The sequence below is a fragment of the Paenibacillus sp. CR_12 genome (genome assembly GCF_041953985.1).
In the GTDB taxonomy this organism is placed as follows: Bacteria; Bacillota; Bacilli; order Paenibacillales; family Paenibacillaceae; genus Paenibacillus_AQ; species Paenibacillus_AQ lautus_A.
Window position 1 is genome coordinate 134,131 of sequence record NZ_JAVFHO010000012.1, and the last position, 18,515, is coordinate 152,645.

General features: G+C 50.1%; 14 protein-coding genes. 12 read left to right on the forward strand and 2 right to left on the reverse strand.

Annotated elements, in window-relative coordinates:
• Window positions 1-280: 280 nt before the first annotated feature.
• The 4 genes from gnd to gntK all read left to right on the forward strand — a co-directional run bounded on the left by gnd (window position 281) and on the right by gntK (window position 5,168).
• Window positions 281-1,180 (forward strand): phosphogluconate dehydrogenase (NAD(+)-dependent, decarboxylating), encoded by a 900-nt coding sequence (gnd, locus tag RB297_RS29185; protein ID WP_375122009.1) that lies wholly within the window; start codon window positions 281-283, stop codon window positions 1,178-1,180.
• Between the two features lie 152 nt (window positions 1,181-1,332).
• On the forward strand, window positions 1,333-2,010 hold the full coding sequence (locus RB297_RS29190) for a GntR family transcriptional regulator (RefSeq protein ID WP_009591472.1): 678 nt from the start codon (window positions 1,333-1,335) through the stop codon (window positions 2,008-2,010).
• A gap of 164 nt (window positions 2,011-2,174) precedes the next feature.
• Window positions 2,175-3,536, forward strand: a complete 1,362-nt coding sequence (locus tag RB297_RS29195) for a GntP family permease (RefSeq protein WP_015738131.1) — start codon at window positions 2,175-2,177, stop codon at window positions 3,534-3,536.
• A gap of 102 nt (window positions 3,537-3,638) precedes the next feature.
• Entirely contained in the window at window positions 3,639-5,168 is a 1,530-nt protein-coding gene (gntK, locus tag RB297_RS29200; protein ID WP_374705908.1) for a gluconokinase, read from the forward strand.
• A gap of 180 nt (window positions 5,169-5,348) precedes the next feature.
• Here the strand turns inward: gntK and RB297_RS29205 are convergent, their stop codons facing one another.
• On the reverse strand, window positions 5,349-6,083 hold the full coding sequence (locus tag RB297_RS29205; protein ID WP_375122010.1) for a DUF6199 family natural product biosynthesis protein: 735 nt from the start codon (window positions 6,081-6,083) through the stop codon (window positions 5,349-5,351).
• A 695-nt stretch (window positions 6,084-6,778) separates the two neighbouring features.
• Between RB297_RS29205 and dnaA the strand changes: the two genes are divergently transcribed.
• From dnaA to gyrB, 6 genes are all read left to right on the forward strand, one after another.
• Entirely contained in the window at window positions 6,779-8,167 is a 1,389-nt protein-coding gene (gene dnaA / locus RB297_RS29210) for a chromosomal replication initiator protein DnaA (protein WP_175320759.1), read from the forward strand.
• 202 nt (window positions 8,168-8,369) lie between these two features.
• Window positions 8,370-9,512 (forward strand): DNA polymerase III subunit beta, encoded by a 1,143-nt coding sequence (gene dnaN, locus RB297_RS29215; RefSeq protein WP_012818292.1) that lies wholly within the window; start codon window positions 8,370-8,372, stop codon window positions 9,510-9,512.
• A 38-nt stretch (window positions 9,513-9,550) separates the two neighbouring features.
• A complete protein-coding gene (gene yaaA, locus RB297_RS29220; protein ID WP_009591516.1) occupies window positions 9,551-9,766 on the forward strand; it encodes a S4 domain-containing protein YaaA in 216 nt (71 codons plus the stop codon).
• A 56-nt stretch (window positions 9,767-9,822) separates the two neighbouring features.
• Window positions 9,823-10,935 carry a DNA replication/repair protein RecF gene (gene recF / locus RB297_RS29225; protein WP_009591496.1) on the forward strand — a complete coding sequence of 371 codons (1,113 nt, stop codon included), beginning with the start codon at window positions 9,823-9,825 and terminating at the stop codon, window positions 10,933-10,935.
• Between the two features lie 13 nt (window positions 10,936-10,948).
• The gene (gene remB / locus RB297_RS29230; RefSeq protein WP_012818294.1) at window positions 10,949-11,200 is read left to right on the forward strand and encodes an extracellular matrix regulator RemB; all 252 of its coding nucleotides are present in this window, start codon (window positions 10,949-10,951) and stop codon (window positions 11,198-11,200) included.
• Between the two features lie 26 nt (window positions 11,201-11,226).
• Window positions 11,227-13,137 carry a DNA topoisomerase (ATP-hydrolyzing) subunit B gene (gene gyrB / locus RB297_RS29235; RefSeq protein WP_096777277.1) on the forward strand — a complete coding sequence of 637 codons (1,911 nt, stop codon included), beginning with the start codon at window positions 11,227-11,229 and terminating at the stop codon, window positions 13,135-13,137.
• Between the two features lie 132 nt (window positions 13,138-13,269).
• Here the strand turns inward: gyrB and RB297_RS29240 are convergent, their stop codons facing one another.
• Window positions 13,270-14,082 carry a YheC/YheD family protein gene (locus tag RB297_RS29240; protein ID WP_096777278.1) on the reverse strand — a complete coding sequence of 271 codons (813 nt, stop codon included), beginning with the start codon at window positions 14,080-14,082 and terminating at the stop codon, window positions 13,270-13,272.
• 410 nt (window positions 14,083-14,492) lie between these two features.
• Here RB297_RS29240 and gyrA point away from each other — a divergent pair, with 410 nt between their 5' ends.
• Both gyrA and RB297_RS29250 read left to right on the forward strand, forming a co-directional pair.
• A complete protein-coding gene (gyrA, locus tag RB297_RS29245; protein WP_090909556.1) occupies window positions 14,493-16,997 on the forward strand; it encodes a DNA gyrase subunit A in 2,505 nt (834 codons plus the stop codon).
• Between the two features lie 172 nt (window positions 16,998-17,169).
• Complete coding sequence (locus RB297_RS29250) at window positions 17,170-18,282, forward strand: HD-GYP domain-containing protein (RefSeq protein WP_009591541.1); 1,113 nt, start codon at window positions 17,170-17,172, stop codon at window positions 18,280-18,282.
• Window positions 18,283-18,515: the final 233 nt, after the last annotated feature.

The following is an 18,515-nucleotide window of genomic DNA, read 5'->3' on the forward strand; positions in this document are numbered from 1 at the left end:
ATGCCTTTATACATTTAATCACGTTCAGGCCCAAAAGTCAAACCAAACTTGACTTCGACCCGCTCATAAGTTTTCCACAAGTAGTCATTATTGCTAGTTTTGAATTATCCACATGGGGATAACCTATTTGAACACGTTGTGGATGGTCCCTTTTAGGTCAACCTCACGCCCTCCAGCCCTCTTAATCCCCCATGTTTACACCAGAGCCATAAAAGAGTAGTATAAAAATTGAATTTAAGTTGTATACAAGTATACACCTAAGAAGGAGCTGCATTGTTTTATGAAAATAGGCATGATCGGTCTCGGGAAAATGGGCCTCAACCTGGTTCAGAATCTGATTCACCATCAACATCAGGTCGTAGCTTACGACTTAAATACGGAACTGGTCGCTCAAGCCGCCGAGTGCGGCGCGGAAGCTGCGGCATCCACCGAATTGCTCGTAGCCAAACTGGATAAACCACGCATCGTTTGGATGATGGTGCCGGCCGGTAAGATCGTGGATTCGGTCATCGAATCGCTTACGCCCCTCCTTGAGTCCGGCGATATTTTGATTGACGGCGGCAATTCGCATTATAAAGATTCCATCGCCCGTGCAGCACGCCTGGCGGAGCAGGGCATTCATTATTTCGATGCCGGCACTTCCGGCGGCATGGAAGGCGCGCATAATGGAGGCTGCTTCATGATTGGGGGCAACCGCGACGTATTTAGCGGCATCGAGCCCCTGTTTAAGGATATGGCTGTCGAGAATGGTTACTTGTATGCCGGTGAAAGCGGCAGCGGCCATTTTCTGAAGATGGTCCATAACGGCATCGAATACGGCATGATGCAGTCCATTGCAGAAGGTTTTGAAGTGTTGGAAAAGAGCGCGTTTGATTTTAACTATGAGGATGTCGCGCGGGTATGGTCGAACGGCTCCGTCATTCGCAGCTGGCTCATGGAACTGACGCAAAACGCGTTTTCCAAGGATCCGAAGCTCGAAGACATTAAAGGCGTGATGAAATCATCCGGCGAAGGCAAATGGACGGTGGAAACCGCACTCGAGGTTCAAGCCAGCGCGCCGGTCATCGCCATGTCGCTGTTCATGCGCTATCGCTCCCTTGATCAAGATACGTTCCACGGCAAAGTCGTTGCCGCGCTTCGCAATGAATTTGGCGGCCATGCCGTTGAGAAATCGGAATAACATATATTCTCTTTCATGCACCCTGCTGTTTCTTTAGGGCATGTTCCCTGCAGGCATTATGACCAGGCTGGGCATGGTCCCCTTTTCATTCCTTGTGGTATGATGATCACTGGAGAACTTCAAGAATCAGTACTGGATTGGAGAATTATGCTATGAAATTTCCCTCAACGTGGCTTCAGGGAGCCTCTCTCGGAGAGGCCATTGCCAGCGAACTGAGATTGCAGATTATCAGCGGCACCATCAAGCGCGGAGAAATCCTATCCGAGAACCGGATCGCGGGTGAATTCGGCACGAGCCGATCCCCTGTGCGGGAAGCGATGAAAACGCTGTCCAGCGAAGGTTTGATTCAATTGGAGCGCATGGGAGCCGTCGTCATGGGCTTATCGCTCAAGGAAGTCGAGGAATTATACGATGTCCGTTTTCTTATCGAGAGCTTTGTGCAAGGACATGTGTTTGCGAATCCGCAGCCGGAACTGATCCAGCATTTAAAGCAAATCGTCGATCGGATGGAGCTTGCCGCCAAACATCAGGATCCGGTGGAATTCTCCTATCAGGATTTGGCTTTTCATGAACGGATTATAACGGAAGCGAACCATAAACGAATTCTTCATCTGTGGAAGAGCATTCGCCCCATCGTGATCACGGTGATGCTCATTACGACGCGGCAGGTATTCGGTGGCGGGGGCGCCAAGGTTCGCTATGTCATGGACAAGCATCTTCAGCTTATTGCGGAGATGGAATCCCTGGATCCGGCACGGATCCAAACGGCGGTTCAGCATTACTTCGATGATTCCCGTCAGACGCTTCATCTTAGTTTTCCGGAGGGTTAATATAATCCTCCCTTCCTCCGCACTGACATTACATGTGTACGCTCTAAGTTGTCGACAAGTATACAATAGAATTCGCTTTTGTTTTGGGTATACTACCGCAGAACAGCCCGATGATACTAACCATTTCCCAATTCAAATGGGTAATCTATAGGAGGAAGCAAGATATGAATTCACTATTCGGTCTCAGTCATAACGCTACCTTAATGATCTGGACACTGCTGACGATCGTCTTCCTGATCGTGCTGATTTCCAAATATAAATGGAATCCTTTCGTTACCTTACTGATCTCCGCGCTGATCCTCGGTCTATTGACGGGCATGCAGCCTGCGGATGTGATTACTTCGATAACCGGCGGTCTTGGCGGAACGCTCGGAACGATTGCGATCGTTATCGCCCTCGGTACCATGCTGGGAAAAATGATGGCCGAATCCGGCGGTGCCGAACAAATCGCCACCACCCTCGTGGATCGCTTCGGCGAGAAGCGCGTCCACTGGGCGATGATGATCGTCGGCTTTATTGTCGGTATTCCCGTATTTTTCGAGGTTGGCGTCATCCTGCTGATTCCTATTGTGTTCACGGTTGCACGCAAAACGAAAATGTCCCTGCTGCACATCGGCATTCCGATTTTGGCCGGATTGTCTACCGTTCACGGGCTGGTGCCTCCGCATCCCGCACCGATGATTGCCATTGAAGCTTATGATGCGGACCTCGGCATGACCATTCTCTATTCGTTCCTGGTCGGAATTCCTGCAGCGATACTCGCCGGTCCGGTGTTCGGTAAATTTATCGGCAAACGGATTCGAACCGAACCGCCCGAAGAGCTGGCCGAGCAGTTTTCAAGCAAAGCGGAACGAGGCTTGCCAGGCTTCGGCATCACCTTGTTTACGATCCTGCTGCCGGTCATTCTGATGCTTATCGGGTCCGCAGCGGATATTATCGATCCGGAGTCCACCAGCTTCATTTCCGTGTTCTGCAAATTTATCGGTCATGAAATCATTGCCCTGCTCATTGCTGCGGTCTTCTCCTTCTTCTCGCTTGGATTCGCCCGCGGCTTTAATAAACATGATCTTTCCCGCTTCACCAGCGAATGTCTAGCTCCGATCGCCACGATTATTCTGATCATCGGTGCAGGCGGCGCTTTCAAGCAGGTTCTGATCAACAGCGGCGTCGGCAATGCCATCGCCGAAATTGCAACCGGCGCCAATATCAACGTGATTCTGTTCGCATGGCTTGTCGCGGCGCTCATTCGCATCGCAACCGGTTCTGCAACCGTAGCCATGACAACCGCCGCTGGAATCGTTGCTCCCGTGCTTGCGATGACGCCGGGCGCCAATGTGGAGCTAGTGGTGCTCGCTACCGGAGCAGGCTCCATCGTACTGTCCCACGTTAACGATGCCGGCTTCTGGATGGTAAAAGAATTCTTTAATATGACGGTAGCCCAGACGCTAAAATCCTGGACCGTGCTGGAAACGATTCTCTCCGTGACCGGGCTCGTGTTGGCTCTTGTTCTGAATGTAATTGTATAATGAAGCAATAAGACACATGAGGGCTCCCGAAGCGCTTTTTTAAGCAGCTGCCGGGTGCCCTTACGTAGAAAGAAGGTAGGTCTCTTGAGTACACATAACTATATGATCGGCGTCGATATCGGAACAACAAGCACCAAAGCGGTCCTTTTCAAGGAGAACGGTGAGGTCGTTGCCAAGGCCGGCGGCGAATATCCGCTGCTTACACCGACTCCCTCTACGGCCGAACAAGACCCGGAACAAATCTTTCAAACCGTCATCGCCTCGGTTCAAGGCGTCATGACGCAGAGCGGGATCGATCCGGCTCAAGTGCTGTTCGTATCCTTTAGCGCAGCCATGCACAGCGTCATTGCCGTGGACAGCCAAGGCACCCCGCTGACCCGCTGCATTACCTGGGCGGATAACCGCAGTGCAGCCTGGTCGGCGAAGCTCAAAAAGGAACTTGGCGGCATGGAGCTGTACCTTAGAACCGGAACTCCGATTCATCCCATGTCACCCGTAACCAAGCTGATGTGGATGCGGCATGAGCTGCCCTCCCTCTTTTCGCAAGCAGCCAAATTCATTTCGATCAAAGAATACGTTTATTTCAAGCTGTTCGGCCAGTATGTCGTTGACCATTCCATTGCTTCCAGCACCGGGATGATGAACCTCGAGGCGTTGGCATGGGATCCGCAGGCGCTGGAGCTCGCCGGCATCACCGAGGACCATTTGTCGACCATCGTCCCTACTACACATATCATGGAGGGCTTAAAAAGCGAGTATGCCGCAGCCATGGGGCTCTCCGTCTCCACGCCGTTCGTGCTCGGCGCTGCCGACGGAGTTCTGTCGAACCTGGGCGTGAACGCCATCCAGCCGGGCGTCGTTGCAGCCACGATCGGTACGAGCGGCGCCATCCGTACGGTCGTCGACAAGCCGATGACCGATCCGAAAGGACGTATTTTCTGCTATGCATTGACGGAGAAGCATTGGGTCATCGGCGGCGCGGTCAATAACGGGGGCATGATTTTCCGCTGGGTTCGCGATGAATTTGCCGCCTCCGAGATCGAAACGGCCAAGCGTCTGGGGATCAATCCCTATGATGTGCTGACCAAAATCGCGGACCGTATTCCGCCCGGCTCGAACGGACTCCTGTTTCACCCGTACCTGACGGGAGAACGCGCGCCGTTATGGGATCCGAATGCCCGCGGCTCGTTCTTTGGCTTAACGCTCAATCATAAAAAAGAGCATATGATCCGCTCCGTGCTGGAGGGCGTGATCTTTAATATGTATACCGTTCTGCTGGCGATGGAGGAACAAATCGGCCGGCCGGCAAAAATTCATGCCACCGGCGGTTTCGCCCGTTCACCGATCTGGCGTCAGATGATGGCGGATATTTTTGACCAGCAGGTGATCGTGCCGGAAAGCTACGAGAGCTCTTGCCTTGGCGCAGTGGTCCTTGGACTGTACGCCACAGGCAGAGTGGAATCGCTCGATATCGTCGAGACGATGGTCGGCGGCACCCATGAACATCAGCCAGTAAAAGAAAGCGCCGATATTTATAAAGCGCTGCTGCCGATTTTCATCCGCATTTCCCGGAAGCTGGAGGAAGATTATGAAGCGATTACCGAATTCCAGCGCAGATTCGAGAACGCGTAAGCTTACTATAGTAAGAAAAACACCGTTCGACGTACCTTCTCAGAAAACAGCAGGCATCCGATGTTGTTTTCTTCGATAAAAGTCAGGGTGGCCCTGCTTCGAAGTACTAAACGTTCGTATATCTTAAAGAAAAGCCCGTTTTCGCTGGATCCGATCCATGACGAAAACGGGCTTTTTTTGTCATAATGCATGCGCAAAAAATATCCACAGCGAGAATCCCATACCGAAAATCCCCCCTGCCTTGCACATAAAGAAGTAAAAATCGCTGGGCTCCGGATTATCATACAGCCAATTTGATGGCGAAATATGAAACATAAACCGCTGGAAAGGCTCATATTTGAAGAAGCACCAGTTCATGATCCCTAACCCGAGCGCCAACAAAAAGAATCCTATGCTGCCATTCGGGTCATGAAACCGCTCGTCAGCAGCCTTGGCCAGCTCCGTGGGGAAATAGCGGGGCTCATCCGGATCGGATCGATAAACTTGGCCGCTGCCGTCCATGAACCTCATGCCGGGTATCACCATCTCCCCCTTCTCGTCGTATGCAAGAAAGCTCCGGTCCCCAAACGGTTCCACGCGGTAGACTTTCCCATCAGGATAGGTCACTTCATAGGACGCCGAATGTCCCGATCCGTTACCATATGCCCGTATTTCATATATTTCGCCGGCAATCTCGACCCTTTTCCCCTCTTCATCGGCATGGACATAGATTGGCTCCCCGCGGCCAAATGATCCTCTGTACTCGACGGTCCCGTTCCCCGAATCGGCATATTTCGCGTACTTTATGTCTTCCATATGAAACACTTTCTTCGAATAATAGCTCTGAGCCCATACTGCCATCAGAACCAATAGGGCCGCCAGTGCAAGCAGCACCCCTATTTTTCTCCAGCTCATGCCCTTCCCTTCGGTCCGCATCCATGGTTCCCCCGTCCATTTTTCCTTATAGTACGGTCGTTCGCAAAGAAGGTTGCAATGGAACAGCCAATAAACAGATGCTTTTAGACTTCTGCGCACTGCGCGGGTGCGGTCCGAGCCATTCCTGGACGGTCGCCGACCATTCGACGCCATAAGCGTTCTGAATCTATCATTTGAGATCGACTAGAGAGCCATTATTAAGTTGTGTCACAAAAAAAGCCCTCGAAAGGAAACTCGGAGATTCCGTTTGAGGACTTTGGATGACTATCCACAGCCATTTTTCACCTTTGGTCGATTGTGCGGCTGCTAGAACATTCAACCAGAAGTTATGAACAGATGGTGAGAGAAGAAAATTCTGCTTGCCAATCGGACAAGCTGTGAATAATTTTTCGCGCTTTGAGGCCAATGATGTCGAATGCCGAACAGATTATAAACAATATATAGTGGTGTGAATAATAATTATGCACAACGTATTGAATTTGTGGATAAATTAGCGACATACATTGAAAATAAGGCCTTCTTTTGCTATGATGATATTACTTTTGGTTGTGAATATGTGAATGAAGCTATAATATTATCAACAGGCTGTGGATAAAGTTGTGAACAATTTCAATTTATCCATATTTTTTTGTTTCCACAGGAGTTAGTTCTGGGGATAATTAGACATCATTCATTTTCTTTCGACAATTCCACACATGGCTCTAGCCACATTTGGAAGATTTAAAGGAGTGACAGTTTTGGAAAGCCATACTTCCGAATTATGGCAAGAAATATTATCGATCATACAAACCAAGCTGAGCAAACCGAGTTTTGACACTTGGTTTAAAGCTACCAAGGCATTGACCATTAACGATCACTCCGTCGTCATTTCCGCGCCGACAACGTTTGCTGTGGAATGGCTGGAGAGCCGATACACCAAGCTGGTTAGTGCAACCGTGCTGGAGGTGGTGGGCAAGCAGGTCGACGTTCGCTTCGTGATCGAAGAGACGAAGGCACACGAACCTGCTCCGCAGCAGCCCTCGCCACCGCTTGAAATATCCGGTGAAGAAATTCAGTCCCATATGCTGAATCCGAAGTACACGTTTGACACGTTTGTCATCGGTTCGGGCAACCGGTTCGCACATGCTGCCTCGCTCGCCGTTGCCGAAGCTCCGGCTAAGGCGTATAACCCGTTATTCCTATATGGTGGAGTAGGTCTTGGAAAAACGCACTTGATGCATGCCATCGGCCACTACATTTTGGAGCACAATCCCAGCAGCAAAGTCGTGTACATTTCCTCCGAGAAATTCACCAACGAGTTCATCAACTCCATTCGGGACAACCGCGCAGAAAGCTTCCGCAACAAGTACCGCAACGTTGATATTCTGCTCATTGACGATATCCAGTTCTTGGCCGGGAAAGAATCGACGCAGGAGGAATTTTTCCATACGTTTAACGCCCTGCATGAAGAGCGGAAGCAGATTATCATATCCAGTGACCGTCCCCCCAAGGAGATCCCGACGCTGGAAGAACGGCTCCGTTCCCGCTTCGAATGGGGATTGATCACCGACATTCAACCGCCGGATCTGGAGACGCGGATCGCCATCCTTCGCAAGAAGGCCAAGGCCGAGAATCTGGATATTCCGAACGAAGCCATGATGTATATCGCCAATCAGATCGATACGAACATTCGTGAGCTTGAAGGTGCCCTTATCCGTGTCGTCGCTTATTCCTCCCTGACCAATCAGGACGTTACAACGCATCTGGCAGCCGAAGCCCTGAAGGATATCATCCCGTCCAGCCGGCCGAGAATGATTACGATTCAGGATATCCAACAAAAGGTCGGCGAGTATTACAACCTGAGACTGGAAGACTTCAAAGCCCGCAAACGGACCAAAGCCGTCGCGTTTCCGCGGCAAATTGCCATGTACTTGTCCCGCGAATTAACCGACTATTCCCTTCCCAAGATCGGAGAGGCATTCGGAGGCCGGGATCATACCACTGTCATTCATGCCCATGAGAAGATTACCCAATCTCTGAAAACGGACCAGGAGCTTTTCAAAGTGGTCAATAACATTACGGAGAAAATCAAAAATCCAACCTGAACAAGTTCAAAGCCTATGCACAATCTATACACATGTGGATAGGCTTAATTTTATGCCTTTTACGAGGCTTATCCACATATTCAGTGTCCCTATTACTATTACTAATAATAATTAATAAATAAATTAACCATAAAGAGGGGAATCCCCTTGGCTTTCGCCAAGAGAAAAACCCCCTCTCATTTTTCCGTAAGGAGTGAACTTGATGAAAATCAGCATATTAAAAAATGTATTAAACGAATCCATTCAACACGTATCGAAGGCGATCTCCAGCCGAACCACGATCCCGATCCTCAGCGGCATTAAACTGGATGTCACGTATTCGGGCGTCACGCTAACAGCCAGCGATACGGATATTTCCATTCAATCGTTTATTCCTGCGGAGGATGAGAAGCATACCATCGTTCAGGTAGAGCAGCCTGGCAGCGTTGTGCTGCCAGCCAAATTCTTCGTTGAAATCATCAAGAAACTGCCTTCCCAGGAAATTCAGATGGAGGTCAAAGAAAACTTCCAGACCTTTATTTCTTCGGGGGCCACGGAAATCCAGATGGTCGGCTTGGATCCGGAGGAATTCCCGGTATTGCCTAACATCGAGGGCAGCCAAACCGTTTCTTTGCCAGGGGATCTGTTGAAAAACATGATCAAACAAACGGTATTCTCCATTTCCACACATGAAACCACGCCTATTTTGACGGGTGTATTATGGAGTCTGAACGACAACGAGCTGAAATTTACGGCCACGGACCGTCACAGACTGGCTACTCGCTCCGCCCATCTTGAGGGAGCTGACGGAATTTCGTTCAACAATGTCGTGATTGCGGGCAAAACGCTGAATGAGCTGAGCAAAATCATTCCGGACCAAAATACGCTGGTTGATATCGTTGTCGCGGATAATCAGGTATTATTTAAAATTGACCGTGTTCTGTTCTATTCCCGTATATTGGACGGCATTTATCCCGATACTTCTAGAATTATTCCAACCTCGCATAAAACAGAACTGGTTTTGGACACAAAAAAATTAAGCGAGTCGATCGACCGTGCCTACCTGCTCTCCAAAGAGGAGAAAACGAACATTGTTCTTCTCCAAACGATGGAGCATGGCGGCATCGAAATCTCTTCCAGCTCCTCCGAGCTTGGTAAAGTGCGTGAGGAATTGGACCTGATCGATTTCAAAGGGGAGCCGCTGCGCATCTCGTTCAACTCGAAATACATGCTGGACGTGCTCAAGGTGGTTGAAAGCGAACAGCTGATGATTGCTTTCATGGGCGTCATGAGCCCGATCATCCTGAAGCCGCTCGATGACAGCAAGAGCCAATATATTATTCTGCCGTACCGTACGGCCAATTAAAGTTATCCCCATGTTGATAGGGATGAAAGGACGAAGTCATGAAACAAATATTTATCCACAGTGAATATATCAAGCTGGATCAGTTCTTGAAGCTATCCGATTGCGTATCCACAGGTGGGATGGCGAAGGCGCTGCTCGCGGAAGGGGCAGTTCTGGTCAACGACGAGAAGGAAGAGCGGCGCGGACGCAAACTGGTTCCCGGCGACATCGTCAAGGTAGAGGATTGCGGGACGTTTCAGGTGGCAGCACAATAGATAGCCTCCCGCAGCCGCTTTGGCGCTAAGCGCGGAAGACGAGGGAGAGGATTAGCTTGTTTGTCAAAAATGTCAGCTTGCAGCATTACCGAAATTACGAGAAGCTGCAGCTTGAGGCATTTGGCGATGTCAATTTGATCATCGGACGCAATGCCCAAGGAAAGACGAATTTGATGGAGGCGCTCTTCGTGCTTGCTTTAACGAAGAGCCATCGTACCTCCAAGGATCGCGAATTGATCGGGTTCGAGCAGTCCAGTGCCCATATATCTGCCGAGATTGACCGCAAGTACGGCACTTTGAGGCTGGAGCTGAGCTTGTCTCAGCAGGGGAAGAAGGCAAAAATCAACGGGCTTGAGCAGCGGAAGCTTAGCGATTTCATCGGCTCGCTCAATGTCGTGATGTTTGCGCCCGAGGATCTGGAGATTGTCAAAGGCACGCCGGGGGTCCGCCGCCGGTTTCTTGACATGGAAATCGGGCAGGTGGCCCCAAGCTACCTGTTTCATCTGCAGCAGTACCAGAAGGTGCTTGTGCAGCGCAACAATCTGCTGAAGCAATTGTGGGGGAAGGGCAGCGCCGAGCAGGCGATGCTTGAAATTTGGAACAGCCAATTGGCAGAACATGGTGTTAAAATCGTCAAGAAGAGGAAACAATTTATAAAAAAGCTGCAAAAGTGGGCGGAAAGCATCCATCAGGGGATCACCAACGGCCTGGAAGACCTCTCTTTGCACTACCTTCCATCCTTTGCTGACGCGGAGGAAGAAGATGAAGCTGTCTTATTTGAGACATTTATGATAAAATTATCACAAATGAAAGAGCAAGAAATACGGCGCGGTATGACATTGGCAGGTCCTCATCGAGATGATCTGGCTTTTTATATTAATGGCAAAGAAGTCCAAACGTATGGATCTCAAGGTCAGCAGCGGACGACGGCGCTATCTTTGAAACTGGCTGAAATCGAGCTGATACAGGAAGAGATCGGTGAATATCCGGTGCTGCTTCTGGATGATGTGCTTTCTGAATTGGATCCGTACCGGCAGACACAATTGATCGAGACATTCCAGAGCAAAGTGCAGACATTCATCACGGCGACGGGCATTGAGAGTTTGAATACCGACAAATTGAAGGGTGCCAGCATTTTTCATGTCCATGACGGACAGGTGGGCTCTTAAGGAGTGATTCCATATGTATATTCATTTGGGCGGAGAGAAGATCATCCGTTCGTCAGAGCTGGTTGGGATATTCGATATCTCGATAGAGAAATCCTCGAAAATCTCCAAGCAGTTCGTCACGCATGCCCAGCAGCATAAAGTCGTGGAGTTGATTGGCGAAGAGGATCCGAAATCCATCGTGGTGACGAAATCGATCGTCTATTACTCTCCGATTTCCTCTGCAACACTTAAGAAACGAGCGAATCATTTTATAGCTCAGGCATAACAGAATCTGTAGAAGTAGGTGAAGGCATGTCTATGAATCAACCGACATATGATGAGAATCAGATTCAGGTACTGGAAGGATTGGAAGCCGTTCGTAAACGGCCGGGTATGTATATCGGATCTACCAGTGCCAAGGGTTTGCATCATTTGGTATGGGAAGTTGTGGACAATAGTATTGACGAAGCGATGGCGGGAATATGCGACCATATCGAAATCATTGTCCATGAGGATAACAGCATAACCGTTATCGATAACGGTCGCGGCATTCCGGTCGGCGAGAACGCCAAGCTGAAGAAGTCGACGCTGGAAGTGGTTATGACCGTCCTTCATGCCGGAGGTAAATTTGGCGGCGGCGGATATAAAGTATCCGGCGGTCTGCATGGTGTCGGCGTTTCGGTCGTGAATGCTCTGTCTTCGAAAGTCGTGGTTCAGGTCAAACGTGACGGGCACATCTACCAGCAGGAATATCATCGCGGCGTACCCCAATATGACATCAAAATCATCGGGGATTCCGACGATCACGGGACTACGGTAACCTTCCTGCCGGATCCGGAGATTTTTACGGAAACGACGGTCTATGACTATACAACTCTCCTGACGCGGATCCGTGAGCTGGCGTTCCTGAACAAGGGCATCGCGCTTACGCTGACGGACGAACGTACCGGGGCCTCCGACTACTTCAAGTACGAGGGCGGTATTATCGAATACGTCAAATTCCTGAATGAGAAGAAGGAAGCTCTGCACGAAGACCCGATCTATGTGGAGGGTTCCCGGGATAACATTCAGGTGGAAGTGTCGCTTCAGTATAACGACAGCTATACCGAGAATATTTATTCTTTTGCCAATAATATCAACACGCACGAAGGCGGAACGCATGAATCCGGCTTTAAGAGCGCGCTCACTCGGATCATCAATGACTATGCCCGCAAAACGGGATTGATCAAAGACAATAACAACAATTTGTCGGGTGACGACGTGCGCGAAGGATTGACGGCGATCATTTCGGTCAAAGTGCCGGAGCCGCAATTCGAAGGACAAACGAAGACCAAGCTCGGCAACAGCGAAGTGCGCGGGATCGTGGAATCCTTGTTCGCGGAGAAGCTGCAGGAGTTCCTGCAGGAGAACCCGGCGGTTTCCCGCCGGATCCTGGAGAAGGCGCTCCAAGCATCGCGTGCCCGCGAAGCGGCGCGTAAAGCCCGCGAGATGACGCGCCGGAAGAGCGCCCTTGAAGTCAGCGCATTGCCGGGTAAACTGGCGGACTGCTCCTCCAAGGACGCTTCCATCAGTGAGCTGTACATCGTCGAAGGTGACTCTGCCGGCGGTTCCGCCAAGCAGGGGCGCGATCGGCATTTCCAGGCGATTTTGCCGCTGCGTGGTAAAATCCTCAACGTGGAAAAGGCGCGGCTTGACCGCATCCTGTCCAATGCGGAGATCCGAGCCATCATTACGGCTCTGGGCACGGGGATTGCGGAGGATTTCGATCTCTCCAAAGCCCGTTACCACAAAATCATTATCATGACCGATGCCGACGTCGACGGTGCGCATATTCGTACCTTGCTGCTGACGTTCTTCTACCGTTACATGCGTAAGCTGGTGGAAGCGGGTTATATCTACATTGCCCAACCGCCGCTCTTCAAGATCGAGCGCAACAAGGTGATCCGGTATGCCGGCAGTGAGAGAGAACGCGACGAGATCATCAAGGAATTCGGCGAGAACGTCAAAATCAACGTACAGCGTTACAAAGGTCTCGGCGAGATGAACGCCGGCCAGCTGTGGGAGACGACGATGGATCCCGAGAGCCGTACGATGCTCCAGGTGACGATCGAGGATGCGATCTTGGCCGATACGTTGTTTGATACCCTGATGGGCGATAACGTGGAGCCGCGCCGGGATTTCATTCAGGAGCATGCGAAGTCGGTCCGGAATTTGGACGTATAAAGTACTGCAAGCTAAAGAGGGGTATCCCCAAGGTCTTTGAAGACCTCAGGGGAACACCCCTTTTTTTCGTTAATAACGGGCACAGGCCGTGAGTCGTTGCATAACAGGACCCAATCGATTCAGAGAGACTTGCTAACCGGTTTTTTTGGTTTTCTTCTTGCTGGATAAGTTGCGTCCGTAGGCATTGGCGTATTTTTCTACCTGTTTGTAGATGCTGGGATCCTTGAAGAATTTCTTGAACGGGAACAGGGCAGGTTTGGTATTAACCTCCAGGATCCAAATGTTCCAGCGATCGTCAATCGCAACATCCAGGCCGATTTCTTTCAGGTTCGGATACGTTTTTTGCAGCTGCGAAGCGACGTTCACTCCAAGCGTATTCAGTTCTCTGCGGATATTCCCTGCTTCTTCAGCCGTCATATGCTCGAGCATTAGCGGTTTGTAGTGATGAACCACGCCGCCGCTGTGATGGTTGGTAATGATTTTATTTTTGGCCGCGACCCGGCCGATTATTCCTGTGCTCACCCACTGACCGGAAGGACTCTTCTGGGTAAGTACACGAAGATCAAAGGGACGGTCCTTATGACGGAGCAGGTGGATGCCTTGCTGAACCAGATAATCCTTGCCTTGAAACAAGGCGCTTAATGTTTTATGGAGACTCTCCAGAGAGGTAAATACTTCGGTTTTATGGTCGTAACGAAGCATGTAGGAAGCATCCGTTGTTTCATCAGTATCCGCGGTTTGGGAATGGAGCTGTTCGACCGACATCACGCCGATGCCGTAGGTCCCTCGGTCAGGCTTGATATACACAAGCGCATGCGTATTCAGCATGTCTTCAAGCGTCTCCAATGAATATAGGCGGGTAGCCGGAACATAAGAGGCGAGGCCTTTGTTTTTCAACAGTATTTTCGTTTTCGCCCACTTGCTTGCAACGCGTTGGATAGTCAAACATCTTCATCCTTTCTTAGCTGTATGATTGGAGTGACAGGATTTTGCCTGTCTCGTAAAACAAACTCGTGTGATCGGTTGATTTAAAAGAGTGTGGCTGCCTCTGACAAGAGAGGGGATGCCCGGAAAACATAGGACAAGTATGACAAACAGTGGTATAATATAAAGATGTGATGATTCGAAAAGTCCTTTGCAATGCATTGTATGTGAAAAGGGGCACGGAGGACAGGGCGTATATCCCGGTTTCCGGGCAAAAATCATGCTTTCACTTGATCCATCCCGTGTTTAATTGTGCGATGTTTGTGAAAGTAATATAATAAAGGTTAGTGCGTTTCTAGGTTTCTGATCACTATTCTGCTTTTTTCACATAGATCAAGGCATGGTTGATAGGAAAATGAAGGAGGTCCAGCATGGCGGAAGAAAATTTCTCCCAAATCAAAGATCGGGACATTGGTACCGAGATGCGCGAGTCCTTTATGGATTACGCGATGAGCATCATTGTCAGCCGGGCTTTGCCGGATGTACGGGACGGAATGAAGCCAGTACACCGTCGTATTCTGTATGCGATGTCCGAACTTGGAATGGCTCCGGATAAACCGCATAAGAAATCGGCAAGAATCGTAGGCGAAGTTATTGGTAAGTACCATCCTCATGGTGATTCCGCAGTTTATGAATCCATGGTCCGGATGGCGCAGGACTTCTCCATGCGTTACATGCTTGTTGATGGGCACGGGAACTTCGGTTCCATCGACGGCGATATGGCAGCGGCTATGCGGTATACCGAGGCTCGTTTATCGAAGATTGCCATGGAAATGCTGCGTGATATTAATAAAGAGACGATAGACTTTGCTCCGAACTATGACGGCGAGGAGCAGGAGCCGGTGGTTCTTCCTGCGCGTTATCCTAACTTGCTGGTAAACGGCGTGTCGGGGATCGCGGTAGGGATGGCTACCAATATTCCGCCTCACAATCTTGGTGAAGTCATCGATGGTGTACAGGCGATGATTCGTAACCCTGACATCACGCCGATGGAACTGATGGAATACATCCAAGGACCGGATTTCCCGACAGCGGGTTATATTCTGGGACGCGAAGGCATTCGCCAGGCTTATCGTACGGGCCGCGGTTCCGTTACGATGCGGGCGAAGGCGACGATCGAAGAGAATAATAACAAGGCGCGCATTGTCGTTCATGAGATTCCTTATCAAGTGAACAAGGCCCGTCTGGTTGAGAAAATTGCGGAATTGGTTCGCGAAAAACGAATTGACGGCATTACGGATCTGCGCGATGAATCGGATCGTAACGGCATGCGGATTGTTATTGAGCTGCGCCGGGACGTCAACCCGAATGTCGTTTTGAATAACCTGTACAAGCATACGGCCATGCAGTCGAATTTCGGCATTAATATGCTGGCCATCGTGAACAACGAACCGAAGATCTTGAACCTGCGCGACGTGCTGTTCCATTATTTGGAGCATCAGGTCAGCGTTATCCGCCGCCGGACGGAGTTCGAGCTCAAGAAGGCGGAGGCACGCGCTCATATTCTCGAAGGTTTGCGTGTCGCACTGGATCATCTCGATGAGGTCATTGCCCTCATTCGCGCTTCCCAAACCACAGAGGCTGCCCGCGAGGGCTTGATGGAGCGTTTCGGTCTCAGTCATGAGCAGGCACAGGCCATTCTGGATATGCGCCTGCAGCGCTTGACCGGACTCGAACGGGAGAAGATCGAGAACGAATATCAGGAATTGCTTGCCAGAATCGCGGAACTCCGCGAAATCTTGGCTAATGAGCATCTTGTGCTTCAGATCATCAATGATGAACTGCAAGAGATTAAGGAACGCTTCGCGGATGAGCGCCGCACCGAAATTACGGTCGGGGAAGACAGCATTCTGGACGAGGATCTGATTCCGCGCGAAGAAGTGATCATCACCATTACGCATACGGGTTACATCAAGCGTCTGCCTGCGAACACCTATCGCAGTCAGAAGCGGGGCGGACGCGGCGTTGTGGGGATGGATACGAAGAGCGAGGACTTTGTCGAGCATCTCTTCGTCACGAATTCCCACCATTACCTGATGTTCTTTACGGACAAAGGGAAGGCGTACCGGTTAAAAGCCTATGAAATTCCAGAGCTGAGCCGTACCGCCCGCGGAACGCCGATCATCAACCTGATTCAAATTGAACAGGGCGAATCGATCAATGCCGTGATTCCGGTGGAGAACTTTGACAGCGATAATTACCTGTTCTTTGCAACGCGCCAGGGTGTCGTTAAGAAAACCCCGCTTGAGGATTATGTGAATATCCGCAAGGGCGGTCTGATTGCGATTAATCTGCGCGAGGACGATTCCCTGATCGAGGTGAAGCTGACGGACGGTCAGCAAGAAATCATTATGGGAACGGCGCAAGGAATGTCCATCCGCTTCAAGGAGAGCGATGTTCGCTCGATGGGAAGAAGCGCGACCGGGGTGAAAGGGATCACGCTGGACGACAATGATGAAGTCATTGGCATGGACGTAGTAGACCAGGAGCTTGATATCCTCATTGTAACGACCAAAGGTTACGGCAAGCGGACGCCTGCAAGCGACTACCGCAGCCAGACCCGTGGCGGTAAAGGGATCAAGACCATCAATATTACGGAGAAGAATGGACCGGTTGTGGCACTGAAGGTCGTGAAATCGGAAGAAGACCTCATGATCATTACGGCAAGCGGCACCATCATCCGTACGAGCATGGAGGGCATCTCCACCATGGGCCGCTATGCTCAAGGCGTGAAGCTGATCAACATCCGCGAGGACGATGCCGTAGGTACCGTCTGCCGTGCGGATAAGAGCGATGAGCCGGATGCCGACGAAGAGGGAGAAGTAGGCCAAGACGGCGCAGAACCAATCGAGCCGGCCGAGCCGACCGAAGAATAACGAAGAAGCTTGGCATGGATGCAGATTTGCATCCATGCTCTTTTTTTGTTTTATCGGATTACAAATTCAGGGAATTGGTATTGTACAGGCTGCGGAAGACGAACTATAATATGTATATTATAAGGTGAAGTTAGCTGCCATGACGCAGCTTATTAGATGGAGAGGGTTGATCATGACGATCAAAGCCGTAAATGAAGTAGTGGCCGGAGTAAAGCTGGCTAAAGATGTACATACGCCTCTGGGGGGACTGTTGCTTCAAAAAGGCAAGGTATTGCTTCCCCGGGATCTGGAAGTGTTGAAGGCCTTCATGGTGGACCATGTTACCGTAGAGTCCGTTGAAGCGGAGAGCACAAGAATACCGACCGTAAAATCCGCAGGGCAAAAGCCTTCGCTGATCTTTACGGGGAATCAACAGGGCAACGGGAACGAAGAAGCGCCTGCCCGAAAAGATCTGGCCTTGCATGAGGAATATGACAAGACCATGACCTTGGTCAAAAACTGTTATCAATCCGCAATAACAGGCGAGCTTCGAATGTATGAAGTTCGTAATCAGATGGAAAACTTATTGAAGCACCAGCATGAGTATCACATTCTTAAATTTATTCCACGCATGACGAATCGCCATGATTACCGGTATCACAGTGCTGTGCTTTGCGCCCTTTCCTCCTATAAGCTGGCACAATGGGTGGGGCTTCCGCAGAAAGATTGGATGCAGGTCGCTTTTGCAGGGTTGCTGCATGATATCGGAAATGCCAAGATTGATCCCATTGTGTTGAATAAACCTTCCAAGCTAACCGAAGAAGAGAACGAGGAAGTACGTCAGCATACGACCTATGGTTATCAGATTCTCAAGAATGTGGCGGCAGTGAATGAAGGAGTACGGCTCGCAGCTCTTCAGCATCATGAAAAAGTGGATGGCTCTGGATATCCGCTCCGCCTTGAGGGGAACAAGATTCATATCTATGCCAAGATCGTCGCCGTTACGGATATCTTTCATGCGATGACATTGGATAAGTTCTATCGGAATGCCCAGTCGCCCTATGTTGTGCTGGAACAAATCCAGCTGGAAGCCTTCGGCAAGCTGGACCCCAAGATCGTCCAGACATTTATTCAAAAGGTAACGGCCCTCCATTCAGGTACTTGCGTGCGCCTGAGCAACGGGACTTCGGGAGAGATTGTTTTTACCGATAGCCAGCATCCAACCAGACCGATGGTATCCGTTCAGGGAGAGATCATTAACCTGATGCAGCAGCGGCAGCTCTATATAGAAGAAGTCATTTACTGATTTATTTAAAAAAGGGTTGACCTACATAGAAATGCTGTGGTATATTATTTTTTGCCGCTTCTGAGCGGGAATATATCGCAGCTTTCAATGAATTAAAAGTTTTTCAAAAAAAGCTTGCTAAGTAACTGAGAATGTGATATATTATAAGAGTTGCTGATGCGAACTAGATTCACTGGCGACGAGGAAGTTGATCTTTGAAAACTGAACAACGAGTGAGTAAAACGAACCACTTC

What these genes read in the sequence shown, in the direction of transcription:
- gyrA (WP_090909556.1), top strand. Translation starts at nt 14,493, where the DNA reads ATGGCGGAAGAAAATTTCTCCCAAATCAAAGATCGGGACATTGGTACC.
- RB297_RS29205 (WP_375122010.1), bottom strand. Translation starts at nt 6,083, where the DNA reads ATGCGGACCGAAGGGAAGGGCATGAGCTGGAGAAAAATAGGGGTGCTG.
- gnd (WP_375122009.1), top strand. Translation starts at nt 281, where the DNA reads ATGAAAATAGGCATGATCGGTCTCGGGAAAATGGGCCTCAACCTGGTT.
- dnaA (WP_175320759.1), top strand. Translation starts at nt 6,779, where the DNA reads ATGGCTCTAGCCACATTTGGAAGATTTAAAGGAGTGACAGTTTTGGAA.
- gntK (WP_374705908.1), top strand. Translation starts at nt 3,639, where the DNA reads ATGATCGGCGTCGATATCGGAACAACAAGCACCAAAGCGGTCCTTTTC.
- RB297_RS29195 (WP_015738131.1), top strand. Translation starts at nt 2,175, where the DNA reads ATGAATTCACTATTCGGTCTCAGTCATAACGCTACCTTAATGATCTGG.
- dnaN (WP_012818292.1), top strand. Translation starts at nt 8,370, where the DNA reads ATGAAAATCAGCATATTAAAAAATGTATTAAACGAATCCATTCAACAC.
- remB (WP_012818294.1), top strand. Translation starts at nt 10,949, where the DNA reads ATGTATATTCATTTGGGCGGAGAGAAGATCATCCGTTCGTCAGAGCTG.
- RB297_RS29250 (WP_009591541.1), top strand. Translation starts at nt 17,170, where the DNA reads ATGACGATCAAAGCCGTAAATGAAGTAGTGGCCGGAGTAAAGCTGGCT.
- gyrB (WP_096777277.1), top strand. Translation starts at nt 11,227, where the DNA reads ATGTCTATGAATCAACCGACATATGATGAGAATCAGATTCAGGTACTG.
- yaaA (WP_009591516.1), top strand. Translation starts at nt 9,551, where the DNA reads ATGAAACAAATATTTATCCACAGTGAATATATCAAGCTGGATCAGTTC.
- RB297_RS29190 (WP_009591472.1), top strand. Translation starts at nt 1,333, where the DNA reads ATGAAATTTCCCTCAACGTGGCTTCAGGGAGCCTCTCTCGGAGAGGCC.